Source organism: Streptomyces sp. NPDC037242 (assembly GCF_055604165.1).
The window spans coordinates 414,928-431,428 of sequence record NZ_JBVJUY010000002.1 but is presented as its reverse complement, the minus strand read 5'-3'; the positions used below and the strand labels follow the sequence as shown (position 1 = coordinate 431,428).

The following is a 16,501-nucleotide window of genomic DNA, read 5'->3' as shown; positions in this document are numbered from 1 at the left end:
GGGGTCAGCCCGTGGTGTCCGCGGCGGCCCGGCTCCAGTGGATCTTGACGCTGAAGTGTCCTTCTATCGCCGTCTTGGCGATCACGACTCCGGACTCCGCGTTGAGCTTCATCCCGAACTCGACCTCGTACTCGTCCGGGCCCAGGGACCTGACCGAGTCGATCACCGACCGGATGGCGGGCCGGACCTCGTTCAGCGCGTCCTGCAGCCGGCGGCCCGCCTGCACCACGCCGTCGTCGTCGCGGGAGATCCGCTGCAGGCCCGGGTCGTCGTCCTCGGCCTCGATCAGGAGCGAGGTCCCATCCGGACCCTCGAAACGCACCAACTCAGCCATGGCTCCCCCAGGTTCATCGCTGCGGCCGCCCCGAAGGCGGCCGGGTCTGCGTGCAGCGTAGTGGGGCAACCACCGGATGCGGGCGGCTTCGCGACGATACGGTGGCCGCTGTGGACGATGCCAGGCGAGAGATGGCCGCGACGCTGGGTGCCACCGACCTGAACGACACGGAAGCCGCCCTGCGCTCGCTGGGCTGCGCCTTCCGGTGGGCCGCGGCCGCGGTGCGCCGGGTCGACGGCGGCGGGGACAGCGCCAGGGCCCTGGGGGCCCTGTACGACCTCGACGACGCGCTGGAGGAGGGCCGTGAACTGATGGGCGCCGTACCGGCGCTGCTGGCCGCAGCGATGCCCGGGGAGAGCGTGGGCGGCGCTACGGACGAGCTGGTGCGCCGGCTCGCCGAGGCGGCGGAACGGGTCGCGGCCGAGAGGGCGGAGCTGAAGAAGCGCGCGGCGGCCGAGGAGGAGCTGCGCCTGCGGCTGGAGCAGCACGAGGAGCTGCGCCGGCAGGTGGACGAGCTGCGCCGGCTGGAGCGGCTGGTCGACGCGCTGGACGCGCTGCGCGAGCAGCAGCGGGTCATCGCGGACCGGCTCGCCGCGCTGCGCGGCAAGGACGCCGGGGTGGACGTCACCCTGCGGACGAGCGGCGACGCCCTGATCCGGCTCTCGGACGACCGGCTCGCCGCCCTGGGGCCGCAGACCCGGCAGGTACTGGAGCGGGCCGCGGCCGTACAGAGCGAACTGGCCGCCGAGGAGCGCACGTACGACGAGGGCAACGCGGCCCTCGCGGCCGACCGGCAGCGGCTGGAGCAGATCCGGGCCGAACGGGGCGGGCAGCTGGCCTCGTTGAGGCTGTACGCCGAGGCCGACCGCGACCTGGCGCGGGCGCTCGCCGCCCCGGCCGGTCCCGGGGCGGCGGACGCCGTGGCGGCCGAGTCGGTGTCGCTGGAGCAGGTGGAGGCCGCCGCCACGGACATCGAGCGGCGGCTGCGCGAGGCGGACGCGGCGCTGGGCCGCGTCCTGGAGGCGCGCGACTCCCGGGACACCGAGGGGCGCACCCTCATCCGGCGTACGGGCGGCGGCTGACCGGCACCTCCGGGATGTCGGCGGGCAGGAACTCCAGTGGGACGGCGGAGCCTTGGCCGTCCGGCCAGCCCTCGCGGGCGAGCCGGGCGGCCATCCTGCCTTCCATGTCCTCCAGCAGCCCGCGCACCGTCCGGCCGTTGCCGAAGCCCACCGGATCCAGCGCGCGTTTCCACTCCAGCCAGCGCACCGCCCGGTCGGCCGTGCCCGCACCCAGGGCGTAGCCGTCCGCGGCGGCCATCCGGCGCAGGATCTCCGCCAGATCGGCGCCGGAGTAGGGCGGGAAGAAGACCGCCGGGTCCGCGAACCGGGACGCCATCCCGGGGTTGGCCTTCAGGAACTGCTCCATTTCCCGCGGGTAGCCCGCGACGATCACGACGAGGCGGCCCCGCCGGTGCTCCATCTCCCGGATCAGCGTGTCGACGGCTTCCTGGCCGTAGTCCCCGCGGTACGCGGTGTCGCGGGTCAGGCTGTAGGCCTCGTCGATGAACAGGACGCCGTCCAGTGCGTCCCGTACGGCCTTCTGCACCTGCGTCGCGGTCTGCCCGAGGAAGTTGGCCACCAGCTCGGCGCGGGTGACCTCGACCACGTGACCCCGGCGCAGCAGGCCGAGATCCCGGAACATCCGCCCGACCACCCGGGCCACGGTGGTCTTGCCCGTCCCCGGCGGCCCGGTGAACACCAGGTGGGGCGCGACGAATCCGCCCTTCCCGGCGGCCTGGCGCAACCGGAGCCGGTTGCCCAGGGTCGTGAAGTGCTCCCGGACCGCGTCGAGCCCGACGTAGCCGTCGAGTTCCGCCATGTTGGTGACCGGGTCGGGGATCACCCGGCCCAGCCGGGGCCGGTGGAGCTCGGGGATGTCCTCGGGTGTGATCGGCATCTCGACCCGGCCCCGGACCCGGGCGCCCCACAGCCGCAGGACGTCGTCGGCCAGGGTCCGCATGTCCCGCGCGTTGCCGAAGGTCTCGTCCCTGGTCCGGTACATCTCGGCGACGACCTCCCCCAACTGCTCCTCGGTGGCCGCCTCCAGGGTCTCGCCCCGCTGGGTGAGCCGTCCCAGCAGGATCGCGAGGAGGGTCTCGGCCGGAAAGTCGGGGAAGTCCAGAACGGTCGGGAACCGGCTGCTCAGGCCGACGTCGGAAGCCAGGAACTCCCGCATCTTGCCCGGATATCCGGCCGCCACGACGACCAGTCGGCCGCGGTCGTTCTCCATACGGCTGAGCAGCGCCTGGATCGCCTGGCCCCCGAAGCCGTCGCGCTGGTCGCTGAGCGCGTACGCCTCGTCGACGAAGAGCACCCCGTCCAGGGCCCGGTCCACCGCGTCGTCCGTCCGCTCGGCCGTCTGGCCCACGAATCCCGCGATGAGGTCCCGCACCTTCACCTCGACGACGTGCCCCCGGCGCAGCAGGCCCAGGTCGCGGTAGATCTCCCCGACGAGCCGGGCCACGGTGGTCTTCCCGGTGCCCGGGTTGCCGGTGAACACCAGGTGGAGGGCGGGGGGATCGTACGTCGCCGCGTGGCCGGCCGCCTCCAGCGCCCTGGCGTTCTCCACCACGCCCGTCAGCTCCTCGAAGTGCCGTTTGACCTCCTCCAGCCCCGGCATGGCCGCCAGTCGCTCCATGGCCGTGCGGGGGTCGGTGTCGGCTCCTTCGACCCAGCCCCGGACCGATTTTCCGTTCAACGTGCCGTCTCCCTTGGCAAGTTGTTGCAGCCGGGCCCGCCAGGTCCGGGTCTTGACGGGCTGGCCCGCCATCGCCCGCACGATCGGCGCCAGCTCCCGCCAGTCCGCGATCCGCAGCCCCGAGCGCAGGCGCGTCGCGTGGATCAGCCGCTCCACCTCGGGCGCCTGCGGATAGCCGATCTCCCCCGTGCCCGGACGCCCCGGGGTCTCCTGCTGCTGGCGTACGAAGGTCTCCAGCAGCGGGAACCCGCCCCCCTGCGCGACGAACTCGGCCACGCGCTGCAGGTTCGCCCGGCGGAAGACCAGCACCCACAGGTTGCGGCCGTCGCACTGCTGGGCCCAGTCGGCCATGGCGTGGGCCAGCTGCCGTCCGGCGCGGTTGTAGTGCAGGAGCTCCTCGGCGTACGGGAACACCACGGCCGTCCGGTGCTCGCGCCGGCGGAGGTATCCGGTCAGCGTCATCACCCCGAACGGATCGGAGATGCCGGTCGTCGACGGCGCGGACACGCTGCCGACCGGGCCGCTGCCCCCGGCGCCGGACCCGCCCGCCGCCCCGCCCGTACCTGCACCGGACTCCCCGGCGGCGGCGCGGCCGCCGAAGCCGGGTACGAGCATGGAGCCGAGCGGGCCCCTGAGCCGGTCGTGGTGCATCCTGTCCGGTCCCCGGCGCGGGGCCGCCGGAGCGGCGGCCCTGGACAGGTCCCTGGAGGCGTTGTCCCGGAAGTAGACGGGGTCCGCCAACGAGCTGAAGACGATGCGCTCGTAGCCCTCCGCCCGCAGGGCCCGCCACAGGGTCTCCTCCAGGGAGCACACCTGGTGCCCGTGGTCGACGAAGACGTCGTCCGCGCCCGGTCCGTAGAGGACGGCGAAGGGTTCACCGCTGTGCAGGGCCGCGACGGGGAACCGCTCCACCGCCGGCCCGGGGCCGGGGCCGGGATCAGCCCCGGCCCCGGACTCGAACGGCGGCTCGCCTTTCGCCATGCTCGTCATGCGGTGCCCGGCCGGGACTCCGGCGACGCTTCCCCGGCCCGGGGCTGTCCCACCCGGCGGCGCAGGTCCTCGTCGGGGGCTCCCTTCTCGCAGCCCGGCTCCGACACCTGGAGGCCCTGCGTCGCCAGCCCCTCCCCGATCGCCCGGGCCCGGGCCGCGAGATCGGCCTCGGAGGTGACGTCGTGGTCGTAGGAGTGGACCCGGATCACGCACTCCCCCGAGTCCCGCTGGGCCTGCGAGATGTCCAGGACGATCTCGTTGCCGTTGTCGTGGCGGAGTTTGGCGTAGTAGGCGCCCCGGCGATCGGCGTCCTGGTACTCGCCGTCGACGAGGTCGTAGAACGCGTAGTCGCCGAGGGTGTGGGCCACGGCGTCGGCGAGGTTCACGCGGATCTGCGAGGCCAGCTGGCGCATGCCGGCCCGCTCCACGACGTCTTCCAGCGCGCTTTCGAGCCCGGTGGCCTGCTCCCGCAGGCCGCGCAGCTCATCGGCGTCGGACCGGTCGTCGCGTGCGCGCGACAGCGCCTGGGCCGTGGCCCCGCGCAGTTCGTCGAGCTCCCCGTCGGCCCAGTAGACGACGTCGAGCTTGTAGCCCGGCAGGGCCGCGCCGTCCGGCCCGATGACGGGGCGCTCCTTGTTGCCCTCGATCAGCTTCTCGATGCGCACCAGCGCCTCGACGGCCGCGGTCTGGGCCGAGCAGCGCTCCAGCTCCCGCTGTTCGATGTCCACCCGCAGTTCGCTCAGCGAGTGGTAGGCCTCCTGCGCCACGGCGAGCCCGGCGTCGAACCTGCCCGTTGCCGCGTTGTTCTCGGCGGTGGACAGCCGGCTCGTCAGCCGCTCCAGTTCCCCGGGGGCGTAGCGCTCGTGCGGCAGCGTTTCCGCGATCAGCGCGGCCATGGTCCGGCCGTCGGCGAGCCAGGAGCGCAGGGTCTGCTCGGCCTGCGCCTTGTCCTTCTCCTGCGCATCGATCCGCTCGGAGAGCCGGGCCATCTCGGCGCGGCGCTCGGTGCGCTCGGCGGAGATCTCCCTGCGTACGGCCGCCTGGTGTTCGGCCAGCTGCTGCCGGGTCTCCGCCCGGATCCGGCCCGCGGTCTCGTCCAGGGCCCCGCGCAGTTCGCGGGCCTGCTCCTGGAGCCTTCGCGAGGTGTCGGCCTCCAGCTTCCGGGTCTGGGCGCTGAGGTTCTTGATCATCTGGTCCTGCTGGCGCCGGCGTTCCTCGACCGCCGCGAAGGTACGGTCGATGTCCGCGCGGGTCTGCGCGCGCACGTCGTCGATGAGCCCGGGCAGGGTGCTCAGTACCTCCTTCAGCTTCTGTGCCTTGCGCTGCATGCGGTACCACTCGGACTCGTCGACCTGGATGCGCTTCCTACCGCTCATGGGGCGGCTCCTTTGCGAGGGTCGTGCCGGTGCGGACGGTGTCGACCGCGGTGTCGAAGGCGGCGAGCAGCCCCGGCGGAGGTACGCCGATGAGCATGGCCTCCGGACCGCTGACGGCGATTTCGGCTGTGCGGGGGCGGTGGGCGAAGTCGTATCCGCAGTCCGTGAGCCGCCGGGTGAGGTGGTGGACGCGCTGGTTGGAGCTGCCGCGCAGGCCGCGGCCGTCGTCGAGCGCCGCCACGTAACGGCCGTCGATCAACACGTCCACGGCGGCGAGCAGTTCGGCGACCCCGGGGTGGGGCGGCCTGCGGCGCAGCTGTTCCAGGCGGTAGCCGGTGAAGCAGATCACGGAGACGTCGCGCTCCAGCCGGGCCAAGCGCGCCACCTCGGCGAGCCCGGCGGCCTGCCGCATCGGTTCGCCCCCGGAGAAGGTCAGTCCGCCCACCCGGGGGTCGCCGAGCAGCTCCGCGGCCAGTTCCGCCGGTTCGGCCGGCCGGGCCGGGCGGTCCGGTATCCAGTCGGGCGACATGCAGCCGGCGCAGTCGAAGGGGCATCCCTGCACCCACAGCACCGACCGCACGCCCGGTCCCAGGGCCTCCGTACCGACCCTGGTCGCGGCGACGTTGAGCGTGCCGGGGGCCGTGCTCATCGCGGCCGGCCCGCGTCGGACGTGCGGTCGGCGCGCTGCCCGGGCAGGTAGGTGAACGACACCCCGTTGACGACGACATTGCCTCCCGGGGCGCAGGTCGCGTCGGTCTCCCGGCTCGTGGATCCGTCGGGCGTGTAGCGGATCAGCAGGTCGACCTGCGAGCCGGTGTCGGCCTTCCGGCGCCGGCCCCGGGCCGTGCCCCGACCGCCGACCGTGTGCGGGCGCAGCGTCACCCCGCGACCGGTCAGGGTGATGCGGTCGGTGAACCCCTCGCCGAACACGTTGGTCACCAGCAGCTCGCCCCGCAGCGGCGGCCGTTGGGTGTGCCGCCACCACAGCCAGCCGGCGAGCAGGACCAGCAGGGCCCCGCCCAGGAGCGACGGCAGGAAGGCGGCGGAGCCGACCGTGGCCCGTAGCGGCACCGCTGCCGCGGTGACGCGCACCTCCTGGGGGGTGTTCAGCCGTACGTCCGGGGCGAACGCCTGCTCCCACGGAGTGCTCACGCGGCCGGACACCTTCAGCGTGGCGTCGTCCTCCTTGGCCCGGCGGAACGGCAGCGGGCCCCCCGACAGGCTTCCGCGCAGGTCGACTTCGAAGGTCCGGGACTGGCCCGGGTCCAGCGTCAGGTCCGCGGGCAACGCGCTGAGCTCGACCGACGGGTCGGCGAGCGAGGCGCTCAGGCCGGTGATGACCAGCGGCGTACGGCGGGTGGTCGAGCGCAGGGTGAGCTGCCCGGTGGCGGAGCCGTCCGTGACGTCGCTCCGCCCGGAGTGCGACCACTCCGCGGTGACCCCCTTGCCGACGTCCTCGGCGAGCAGCCGCTGGGCCTTGCGGACCTGGGTACGCTCCCCCGCGCGGGCCAGGTACGAGCCGAGGTCCTGGATGCTGTCGGGCTTCAGCGGCGTCGTGTTCGGCACGACGTCGCCCAGCCGGTCGGCGCCCGTCGCGCCGGTGCCCAGCGGAAGCGCGTACCCGGCCAGTTCGATCCGCCCGGCGAGGGCCTGCGCCCGCTCGCGCAGCGCGGTCCAGGGGGCTCCGGTCGCCTCGGGATAGCGGGAGCCGGCGGCCGGACGGTGCTCGCCGTCCGTGATCAGCACCACGGACGCGACCTCGGAGGCCTGGTCGCGGCCGAGTTCGGTCAGCGCGGCGTCGAGTGCGGAGCCGATGTCCGTGTCGCCGTCGGGCTCGGGGGCGCCGGGCAGCTCGGACACGATCGCCGCGGTGTCACCGGCCGAGCCGATGTAGCGGGGCACCGGCCGGGAGTCGAAGGTGAAGAGCGCGACGTGGTCCTTGGGCGACATGCCGCTCAGGAAGTTGCCCAGGGTCGAGCGGACGGTGTCGTAGCGGCCGTCCTGGTTCATCGACCCCGAGGTGTCGACGAGGATGACGTAGTCGGCGGGCTGGTCGTCGAGCCCGAGGGCCTTGTAGACCTCCGCGCGGGAGGGTGCCGGATCGGCGGGGGCCGCCTGTGCGGCCACCGGTGAGGCGGCCAGGAGCGCGGCGGCCGCCACGGCGGCCAGTCTCCGCGCGGCCCGCACGGATCGAGGCGCCCGTGCCGGGGCGTGGTGCTTCACGGACGTACTCCCTTGAGGTCGGTCGGCAGGGTGCCGAGCGGGAATTCAGCGGGCGCGGCGGAGCCGAGCGGGTGCAGCACGAGATGGGCCGTGCCGTCGACGGCGATCCGTACTCCGATGTGGAAGCGGTCGCCCTCGGCACCGCCGGGGACGGTCAGGGTGCCGACGGCGGCGGTGTGCCCGCCCTCCGCGTCGCGCACCCGTACCCGCACCGGCCGTGCGGGACCCGCGGGGGCGGGTCCGGCCGCCACGCGGACGCGGTGGCCGCCGGTTTCCGCGAAGACGGTGGCGCCGCCGGGCTCCAGGGCGCCGGCCTCGCTGACCACCAGCTCCTCCGTCCGGGGCGTACCGGCGAAGACGCGGTGGGTGGCCACGCAGACGGCGTACGGGTAGCGGTCGCCCGGTTCGACGCGGCCGGCGGCGACCAGCGCGGCGCCGGACACGGCCGCGAGGGCGGGATCTGTGCCGCCGGGCAGCGCGACGAGCGGCCCCTGGCGTGCGGCGAGGTACCGGGCCAGGGGACCGAACCGGGCCGCGCCTCCCACGGCGACGGCCTGCCCGGCGGGTGCACCGCCCCGGGCCCGGTCCAGCGCGTGGTCGAGCCCGGCCGTGAGCCGCCCGAGGGCGTCGTGCACCGCGGCCGCGGTGATCGGCCGCCCGTCGACCCGGTGGACCACGGTTTCGAGGTACCGCCCCTGGTGGCTGGCCGCGCGGCGCAGTGCGACGTCGAGCCGCTCGGCGGATCCGCCCTGGGCGCGGACCTCGGCGAGGGCCCGCAGCCCCGCTTCGTCGTCGGGCAGCCCCGCGGCGGCCAGCAACTCCCGGTCGAAGGCGGCGCCGTAGCCCTCGGCGGGCGCGTGGCGTGCCGTACCGGCCACGGCCACCGACCCGCCGGCGGGCACGCACACCGAGACCTCCACGGCGCTCGCGCCGAGTTCGCACACCGCGTACCGCTCCGCCGTCGCCGCCCCCGCGTGCCGCAGCAGCGCCAGTACCGCGTGCGGGGTGCCCAGGACCCGGATCCGCGGCGCGCGGCCCGTGCCGTGCGCGGAGGCCAGCGTGTCCACCGCCCGGGCCGCCCGCTCGGCGCGGTCCTGCTCCCGTACGACCAGCACCACCCGGTCGGGGGTGCCGCTGCCCGCGCGGTACGCCTCGTACGCGGCGCGCAGGGCCGAGTCGGGCCGCGCCCCCGCCGGTACGGGCAGGCCGTCGCCCGGGACCGAGCCGGGCAGCGGGACCAGTTCCGGGACGCCGTCGGCGCCGAGCCGGGCGATGCGCGTGAAGCGGACGCCCGCGTCGATGGCGATGACGTGGTCGTGGGGGGCGTGGTCGTTCGACATCACCGCTTCCTCCGGTCGGACCAGCCGCGCCGCAGCCTTCCCTTCTGCTGTGCGGGCTGCACAGCAGGCTCGTACGACGGCCACTCCTGCCGGGGAACCGGTGTGGCGGGGCGGGCGGGCGGGGTCGGGGGTGGCGCGGCGCCCCCGGAGGCGACGCCCATCGCCAGGAGGTTCTGGCGGTGGTGCTCCATCCGCGCGTAGCTGTAGTGCTTCAGCTCCTCGCACAGGTCCCTGGCGCGCTCGATGCTCCCCAGCGCCTGGTACAGGGAGCGGCCCAGTCCGGGCGTCCGGGCGTCCAGCTCGGCCGCGAGATCGGACACGGCTCCGGGCCCCCATGTCTCCAGGCGGAGGACCAGCTCGTGCTGGAACTGCAAGGACAGGTGCAGGTCCACACGCGTCTCGGCGAGGACCGTGGCCAGTTCCGTGAGCGGCTGGGGCGAGCGGACGGCGGTGCGCAGCTCCCAGACCCGGCGCAGCCAGCTCAGCTGCTGCCTGCGGCTGAGGGTCGACACCTGGTCCTCGGACAGTACGTCGATCCACGCGCCGGCCCCGGGGCGGCACAGCCGCCGCTCCAGACCGGTGAGGACGGACTCCTCGGCACTGGGCAGCCGCTTCACCACCCGTTGCACCACGGCCCAGGAGCCCTCGTCGGGCTCTTCGCCGAGCAGGGCCCCGATCACCGGTGCCTTCAGGTCGGGGTCGGTGTCGATCCGGCGGGCCAGGGCGGACCCGTAGGCCTCCCGGTCGGCGGGATCGGTGAACCGGGCGAGCCGGGGCATCGACGGGATGGCCTGGTACCCCTGCGCGGTGGCCCGGGCCACCGCGCCCAAGAGGTCCGCGTCGGCGGCCGCCTCCGGCGCGAGAGCGGACCGCTCCGGTGCGAGCACCGCCTCCAGCGCCGTGAGCAGCTGCTGCGGGCTGCGCGAGGCCATCGTGCGCAGGCAGGGCCACATGAGGCTGACGACGGCCGGGATCTCGTTGCGCACCGCGATGTCCAGGGCGATCGACCAGGCGTCGTCACCGGCGCCGGTGAACTCGGCGACGTCCGACGGCTCCGCCTCGCTCGCGTCGAGGTAGCCGGTGAGCACTCCGGCGAACCGCAGCCATCCGGGCAGGCCGACGGCCGCGCGCCCGCGCAGCGCCGGCGGAACGAGCCGTGTGAGCGGCGGCAGTGGATCGCGCCGGCGGTCCCTCACGAGTTGGCGGAACCAGTTGCGCCCCACCTCGCGCGAGCCGATCACCACCCGGTCGACGGCTTCCGATGTGAACCGGAACTCGTTGGCGGTCATGTGGATGAGCGCGGCCACCCACTCGGGCTCCTGGGCCGGTGCCTCGACCAGGGCCGTGAACAACTCCTCGAAGGCGCCGTGGTGCTCCGCCTCCAGGCCGTTGAGCATGCTCAGGTAGCCCCTGGCCATGGTGAAGGTCTGCTTCGTCGCCGGTCGCTCCAGGACGTCCGCGGCCAGCAGGCCCGGCGTCAGGGGGCTCCACGACCGCAGCAGCGCGTCGCGCGCGCCGTGGCCGGCGAGGAAGGGCACGACCAGGGCCAGGGCGTGTTCTCCCAGGGTGTTCGCCGGGTGCAGTTCCAGCATCCGCAGCACCTCGTGGAGGTTGCCGCGCCCCTGCACGATGTCCGCGAGTACGGAGTCCACCAGGTCGACCTCCCGCAGCGCCCGTACCGCGGCGCCCGGATCCTGACCCCCGATGATCTCGGTGACGCGCAGGAGGTGCGCGACCAGGCCGTGGGTGGATCCGCGTTTGGCCCGGATCCTCAGCAGCTCGCTGAGGTAGTCGCGGGCCGCGGCGCTGTGCGGCTCCGGGGGGCTGCCGGCGCCCAGCCACGTCGCGATCTGCTGCGCCCGGGCGGTCGGGGCGAAGACCAGCAGCAGCTTGTGCTCGGACTGGCCGGTCCAGGTGGCGGCGCTCAGCCAGGCGCGGCACCCGTACGGCAGGAGCGAGCAGACGGCGTCGAGGATCCGGACCCGCTCGCCCGTGTCCGGGAGCGGGGCTCCGGGCGGCGGCACGATCGCCACCTGGCGGCCCTCCAGCAGCAGGGCCGCGACCCCGGCCGCCCAGGTGAAGCCGAACCGGTCGACGGTGTCGGCGAGTTCGGCGGCCGCGGTCGGCGACGCCTCGATGCTCAGGGCGCCACCGTCCGGGCCGGGCTGCTCGCGCGGAGCGGCCCGGTCCAGCGCGCTCCAGGTCAGGCCGGCGGTGCTCGCGGAGTTCCAGTCGAGCACGAGCATCCGCCAGGTGTAGCTGGGGGCTCCGGTGCCGTCGTAACTGCCGTCCCAGGTGGTCTCGACGAGCACGCCGGCGCTGCGGGGCTCCCCCTGGGCGCCTCCGAGGAACACCCGCCAGGGCAGGCCCTCCGCGGGCTCCAGGTCGTCGGGGGTTCCGGTGGCCGCTTCCCAGTAGTACCGCTCGGCCCGTTCGGAAGGCAGGCTGCCGGCCAGCACCTTGTAGCCCATCGTCCGGCCCGGGTGCTTGCCCACGACCGCCCAGTCGGCGGGCAGCCGGACGGCGGCGGGGAGCTCGTTCACTGACCGCCCCGCTTGAATCCGAAACGGGCCTGCTTGCTGTGGATCCTGCGCTCCAGGTCGATGACGGGTTCGAGGACGTTGATGGGTTCGGGGGAGGTGCAGATCCGGGGGCGTCCTTCGACCATCTCCACGTTGGCGTAGTTGTTGTAGTCGAAGATGTGCTGCGGATTGAGGCGGAACCCGATGGCCGAGGTCGCGTAGTAGGAGATGCGGTCGGGGTGGAAGAAGGTGCCCAGTCCGTCGCGCACCAGTCGGGCGTTGGAGCCGCGGAACTCCTCGCACATCCACTGGAAGAAGCGGGCGCTCTGGTCCTCGGGCACCCGCGGGAGCCGGGAGCCCACCGAGTCCTGGGTGACCCAGCCGGCCTTCACGGCGGGCTCGAAGATGGCGGGGTGGTCGAACTTGGCCACGCACACGGAGACGTGGTGCGGAAGCCGGTTCCCCTGGTGGCCGCCCCGGTCCCGGACGCGGGAGTTCAGCTCGTTGAGCGTCGCGAAGAAGAAGCTGAAGCTCTCCGTCTCCGCCTCGGCGTCGCCCAGCGGGTCGAAGAGGTAGATCAGGCCGTGGGCGCGGGAGAGCTGGTCCGTGATCTCCTCGTGCAGCGGGTTGTTCGCCTCGAACACCTCGCCCGCCGCGTCGTTGATGTCCAGTACGAAGCTGGTCGTGCGGGTACGGCTCCACTTGCGGCCCGACGACGGCTCCTCGCCCTGGACGGACCAGCTCATGCCGCGCAGGCCCACGCTCGCCTGCGGGAAGACCCGCCGGGTCGACAGGCGCGTCACGCTGTCGTTGAGGAAGCCGTTGGCCTCTCTCGTCATGCCGCTGATCCGCCAGCTGCCCTGCCCCTGGCGGTGGGACTGCATCGCCGCGATGGGCAGTGCGCCGAGGAAGCTGGTCTTGCCGGAGCGGGGCGCTCCCCACAGCCCTATGCGGACGCGGTCCGTTGCTTGCGCCCCCGAGGGCGGTACGGGGATCACGCCCGGCGGCCGGTTGCCGTCCATGACGGGGGCCGGCGGGATCACGTACTCGTAGGCCATGGGGTTCTCGGCCGGCCGGGCCGGCGGGATGGGTGCGGGACCGGACCGCTGCCGCATGGGGGGCTTGGGCGGTTCGGCGGGGGCGGCCGGCGTGGGGTCGGAAGCCCTCGCGTTCGGGTCGTAGTACTCCTCGGACACAGCGTCTCTCCTCGCGCCGGAGCTGTCGTTCGGTCAAAGGGGGGTGGCGAAGGCCAACGGGCAGGGCGGGCCGTCCGATTGGGGGGGCGGACCCATGGCCTTGGCCACGTGGGCGGCCGAGTCGGCGCCCGGCCGGAAGGAGCCGTCGCGGGACAGTGCGGCCCATGCCGCGTCCTCGTAGCGTCTGACGGCGGCCCGTGCGTGTTCGTCGGGCAGCGGCCCGGCGGCCGGGTCCGCCCGCGTCATCACCTGTACGTCGGCGGCCCGCAGGCGGTCGAGTTCGATCCGCCAGTCGGCGCCCAGCGGGCAGGGCGGCACCAGCGCGTGCTGCCGCGGAGGTGCGGGCGGTCTGCGCGCGACGATCAGGACGATCCTGCGTACGGCCTCGTCGCCGCGGGCCGGCGCCGCGGCGAGGGGGACCAGCGACTTGAGCGCGTCCTCCAGCGAGGACACCGTGTCCTGTCTGCGCCGCGCGGGCCGCCAGGTCTTCAGGACGGCGAGTGCCTGCTCGGCGGGGCCGGCCGGGACCGGCGGCATCAGGAGGACGCCCCGGGGGGCGTATCCGTTCTCGTGGATCGAGTGGTCGTAGTGGCCGATGATGCCGGTACGCAGGCCCTTGCCGGTTCCGTGGTTGCGGGCCAGCGCGGTGATGAGGTCGCGTACGAAGGCCAGCCGCTCCTCGGTCTCGGCGGCGGTCGCGCCGCTCAACTCGACGGTGCAGAAGACCTCCAGCAGCGGCGGCCGGACGATCCTGCGGGGCACGCCCCTGAGCAGGGCGGGCAGGTCCGGTACGGCCCGCTCCTCCTGCGTCGGGCTGCCGCCGGGGCCGACGAGGCCGACCTCACCGGGCCCCTGCAGGACGAAGGTCAGCCGGGCCGGTTCCAGTGCCCCGAGGGCGGTGCGCCGCACGCTCAGGACCGCGCCTCCGGGACCGCCGCCTCCGGGACCGCCGGCGGCGGGGGCGGCGGCCAGCACCGGCAGGAGCACGGAGGCGTTGTCGGTGGTCCCGCCGTGCACGGTGACGGTGGCGGTCGCGCTCCCCCCGTGCCGGAGCCGGGCGCCCGCGGGGAAGAGCACGTGGCTCTGTACGTCCACCGCGCCGGTCCGGCGGTCGGCCCGGGCCAGCAGCAGGGTGTGGTCCACGAGCAGCGGCGCCGTGCGCAGCAACTCCCGTACGGCCTGCGCCGTCGTGGTCCCGGCGGCGGCCCCGCTCCCCCGGCCCAGTTCGGCCCGCGGGGCGCAGGTGGCGCGGGCCGCGGCCGTGGCCCGGTCCAGCAGGGTCCACCCGCTGTGGCGCGTCAGCAGTACCACGGGCAGGCCGGGGGACGCCGGTGCGGACGCCGTCAGCCAGCGCAGCACGGCCGCGTCGAATTCCCTGCGGCTGACCGGGGACAACTCGCCGATTCCGCCCGCGAGCTGGAATCGGCGAATGTCCGGGCGCCGGTCCAGCTCGGGGACCACGGAACGCCATTCCGCGCATCCGGCATCGATTTGCCGGGGTATTCCGTTCTCGTCCGCGTGCACCTTGATCACATTCATGTGATCGGGAGTGAGTTCGACGAACCGTAATTCCTTGACGCGTCCGAAGATCAAATCATCGAGGATCTCCTCCGGCAGCGTCTGCGGTAAGTCCGCCGGACCGGCCGGGGCCCGCCGCGCGTCCTCGCCGGACCTCGGGGGCCCGCCGCGGATCACCGTCGAAATCCCGCCGCCCCCGTCCGGTCCGCCTCCACCGCCGCCGCAGAGCGCCGCACCCCGGAGGTCCCAGGCGCGTCCGGCGGCTTGCAGGGCCGCGGCGGCCCGACTCGTGTCCTGCTCGGTCAACTCCCCCAGGACCAGGTCCCCGTACATCTGCCAGCGGCAGCCGGAGCACAAGCCCTCCACCTCTTCGGGAGCTGCGCACACAGGGCATGGTTGATCAATACGGGTTCCCCGCATCCGACGACTCCCGCCCCCCCGGAGCAAATCGCCAACAACGGCCATTCGCGCGCTATTTCGAACCCTCGACGTCGCGCGACGAACATCTCTGGTCGCCCGGCTTCGGGGAATCATCGTGGCACAAGCGAGGCCGAATGTGACGCGTTTTGCGCACCCGCCCGCAACCCGATCACCCCTTCGGTTTCGGAACGTTCGCCCGGTTCGAACAGAGCCGGACGCAAGCGGTCGCCCGGGTGTTCCGGTGGTCTGTACGAGGGGGGTCGGGCGGGTCTGTGGGATCTGGGGGGTGGGTAGGGCAGGAGCGTGTGCCTAGGGTGGTTCTTGAGGCCGCATCGTGCCGCTGACCAGGTGCTTTGCGGGAGAGAAGCGCACAAGGATGGAGCGACGCGGATGCGTGAGCTGGCGGAGACGGCGCGGCAGTGGGCGGCCGAGGGGCGGGTCGGGTACCTGGCCCGGCCCGTGACCGAGCAGGGGTTCGGGCCGCGGGATCCCGCCGGGGCCATGCTCGTGGACACCCGGGGCCAGTGCGTCGGGGCCCTCTACCGCGGGGTCTTCGACGCCGAGCTCGCCGCCGAGGCCGCGGCGATGGGCCCCGGGCAGAGCGCCCGGGTGTGCGAGGTGTCGGTCGGCGCCGGCGAGGCCACCGAGGCCCGCCTGACCTGTGGCGGGCAGGCGGAGATCCTGCTCCAGTCGCTGGACTCGGTCCCCGCGCCGTGGTGGGAACTGCTCGGGCAGGGCGCCGGGGTGGCGCTGGTGACCCGGCTCGGCGCGGCCGCCGACGAGGCCGTGAGCGAGGTCGTACGGGCCGCGGACGCCCCGGGCAACGACGCCGAGCGGCGCGCCGGCGAGCTGCTGGCCACGCGCCGGCCCGGGCGGGACGCGCTGTACGAGGGGTCCGGGCTGGTGCTCGTGGAGGCGTACCCGTCCGCGCCCCACCTGGTCATCGGCGGTGGCGGCGAGCTCGCCGGGATCATCGCCCGGCAGGCCGCCCTCCTGGAGTGGGGCGCGGAGATCGTGGAGTCGGCCGCGGACGCCGGGAAGCTGCTCACCGACCACCGGGACGCGGCCTGCCTGGTGCTCCTCAGCCACGAGCCGGACTTCGACGTGCCCACGCTGAGGACGGCGCTCGCGCTCGGGATCCCGTACATCGGGGCCCTCGGCTCGCGCCGGACGACGGCCAGGCGCCGCGAGGGGCTGCTCGCCGCCGGGGTGGGCGAGGAGGCGCTGCGGGCCGTGCACGGGCCCATCGGGCTCGATCTCGGCGCGAAGACCCCGGCCGAGACGGCCCTGGCCATCTGCGCGGAGATCCTCGGGGTGCTCGGCGGGCGGGACGCCGGCGGGTTGCGGGACTCCGACGGGCCTCTTCGCGGGTAGAGCGCCCGGTCCGAGGCCGGGCCCCGGCCTCGGATAGCGCATATCGCGCCGAAGTGCGGGAAAATAGTACGTATGGACACGATCCTGACCGATATCGCGTGGTTCCTGGTCGTCGGGCTTGTTGTGGTCGGCTTCCTGCTCGGCGGCTTCTGGCTGGGCAAGCGGGTCCGGGCGCAGGAACCCGCACCTCCCACTGCCGAGAGCCAGCCCCACCTGCCCGACGGCGGTGCGGTCTACGAGGTTCGCGAGGAGCGGGAAGCCGTGGAGATCCCCAAGAGCGGCCTGCGCCCGCACGAGATGCAGGGCTACGGCAACTTCGGCTCCACCACCGCCAGCCATCAGGAGGACGTCCGGGCCGAGCGCGAGTCCGGGTACGAGCATCCGAACCCCCCGAAGCGGCCGCCGCTGGGCGGGCCGCCGACCGTGGGCGGCGTGAAGCCCGCCTGAA

At 74.2% G+C, this 16,501-nt stretch carries 12 protein-coding genes; 3 read left to right on the top strand and 9 right to left on the bottom strand.

The window, feature by feature from the left end:
- Positions 1-4 precede the first annotated feature (4 nt).
- Complete coding sequence (locus tag ACZ7GJ_RS04780) at positions 5-334, bottom strand: CU044_2847 family protein (RefSeq protein WP_470749414.1); 330 nt, start codon at positions 332-334, stop codon at positions 5-7.
- Positions 335-444: 110 nt separating this feature from the next.
- Here ACZ7GJ_RS04780 and ACZ7GJ_RS04775 point away from each other — a divergent pair, with 110 nt between their 5' ends.
- The gene (locus tag ACZ7GJ_RS04775) at positions 445-1,416 is read left to right on the top strand and encodes a hypothetical protein (RefSeq protein WP_470749412.1); all 972 of its coding nucleotides are present in this window, start codon (positions 445-447) and stop codon (positions 1,414-1,416) included.
- Here ACZ7GJ_RS04775 and ACZ7GJ_RS04770 read toward each other — a convergent pair.
- Genes ACZ7GJ_RS04770 through ACZ7GJ_RS04735 form a run of 8 tightly spaced genes read right to left on the bottom strand, consistent with a single transcriptional unit; the run spans position 1,391 to position 14,625 of the window.
- Positions 1,391-4,075, bottom strand: coding sequence for an AAA family ATPase (locus tag ACZ7GJ_RS04770; protein ID WP_470749410.1), 2,685 nt, complete (start codon positions 4,073-4,075; stop codon positions 1,391-1,393). The two genes, ACZ7GJ_RS04775 and ACZ7GJ_RS04770, sit on opposite strands and share 26 nt — an antisense overlap.
- Positions 4,076-4,080: 5 nt before the next feature.
- Complete coding sequence (locus ACZ7GJ_RS04765) at positions 4,081-5,460, bottom strand: hypothetical protein (protein ID WP_470749408.1); 1,380 nt, start codon at positions 5,458-5,460, stop codon at positions 4,081-4,083.
- Positions 5,450-6,109, bottom strand: a complete 660-nt coding sequence (locus ACZ7GJ_RS04760) for a 4Fe-4S single cluster domain-containing protein (RefSeq protein ID WP_470749406.1) — start codon at positions 6,107-6,109, stop codon at positions 5,450-5,452. Before ACZ7GJ_RS04760 ends, ACZ7GJ_RS04765 begins: the two co-directional genes overlap by 11 nt.
- Complete coding sequence (locus ACZ7GJ_RS04755; RefSeq protein ID WP_470749404.1) at positions 6,106-7,683, bottom strand: vWA domain-containing protein; 1,578 nt, start codon at positions 7,681-7,683, stop codon at positions 6,106-6,108. The genes ACZ7GJ_RS04760 and ACZ7GJ_RS04755 overlap by 4 nt, the downstream gene beginning before the upstream one ends.
- Positions 7,680-9,023, bottom strand: coding sequence for a hypothetical protein (locus tag ACZ7GJ_RS04750; RefSeq protein ID WP_470749402.1), 1,344 nt, complete (start codon positions 9,021-9,023; stop codon positions 7,680-7,682). The genes ACZ7GJ_RS04755 and ACZ7GJ_RS04750 overlap by 4 nt, the downstream gene beginning before the upstream one ends.
- On the bottom strand, positions 9,023-11,566 hold the full coding sequence (locus tag ACZ7GJ_RS04745) for a hypothetical protein (protein WP_470749400.1): 2,544 nt from the start codon (positions 11,564-11,566) through the stop codon (positions 9,023-9,025). Before ACZ7GJ_RS04745 ends, ACZ7GJ_RS04750 begins: the two co-directional genes overlap by 1 nt.
- Positions 11,563-12,741 (bottom strand): hypothetical protein, encoded by a 1,179-nt coding sequence (locus tag ACZ7GJ_RS04740; RefSeq protein ID WP_470749398.1) that lies wholly within the window; start codon positions 12,739-12,741, stop codon positions 11,563-11,565. Before ACZ7GJ_RS04740 ends, ACZ7GJ_RS04745 begins: the two co-directional genes overlap by 4 nt.
- Positions 12,742-12,774: 33 nt before the next feature.
- Positions 12,775-14,625, bottom strand: a complete 1,851-nt coding sequence (locus ACZ7GJ_RS04735; protein ID WP_470749651.1) for a hypothetical protein — start codon at positions 14,623-14,625, stop codon at positions 12,775-12,777.
- Between the two features lie 444 nt (positions 14,626-15,069).
- Here ACZ7GJ_RS04735 and ACZ7GJ_RS04730 point away from each other — a divergent pair, with 444 nt between their 5' ends.
- Entirely contained in the window at positions 15,070-16,053 is a 984-nt protein-coding gene (locus ACZ7GJ_RS04730; protein ID WP_470749396.1) for an XdhC family protein, read from the top strand.
- Positions 16,054-16,125: 72 nt separating this feature from the next.
- Positions 16,126-16,500 carry a DUF6479 family protein gene (locus tag ACZ7GJ_RS04725; RefSeq protein WP_470749394.1) on the top strand — a complete coding sequence of 125 codons (375 nt, stop codon included), beginning with the start codon at positions 16,126-16,128 and terminating at the stop codon, positions 16,498-16,500.
- Position 16,501 lies beyond the last annotated feature (1 nt).

What these genes read in the sequence shown, in the direction of transcription:
- ACZ7GJ_RS04780 (WP_470749414.1), bottom strand. Translation starts at nt 334, where the DNA reads ATGGCTGAGTTGGTGCGTTTCGAGGGTCCGGATGGGACCTCGCTCCTG.
- ACZ7GJ_RS04770 (WP_470749410.1), bottom strand. Translation starts at nt 4,075, where the DNA reads ATGGCGAAAGGCGAGCCGCCGTTCGAGTCCGGGGCCGGGGCTGATCCC.
- ACZ7GJ_RS04765 (WP_470749408.1), bottom strand. Translation starts at nt 5,460, where the DNA reads ATGAGCGGTAGGAAGCGCATCCAGGTCGACGAGTCCGAGTGGTACCGC.
- ACZ7GJ_RS04760 (WP_470749406.1), bottom strand. Translation starts at nt 6,109, where the DNA reads ATGAGCACGGCCCCCGGCACGCTCAACGTCGCCGCGACCAGGGTCGGT.
- ACZ7GJ_RS04750 (WP_470749402.1), bottom strand. Translation starts at nt 9,023, where the DNA reads ATGTCGAACGACCACGCCCCCCACGACCACGTCATCGCCATCGACGCG.
- ACZ7GJ_RS04730 (WP_470749396.1), top strand. Translation starts at nt 15,070, where the DNA reads ATGCGTGAGCTGGCGGAGACGGCGCGGCAGTGGGCGGCCGAGGGGCGG.
- ACZ7GJ_RS04725 (WP_470749394.1), top strand. Translation starts at nt 16,126, where the DNA reads ATGGACACGATCCTGACCGATATCGCGTGGTTCCTGGTCGTCGGGCTT.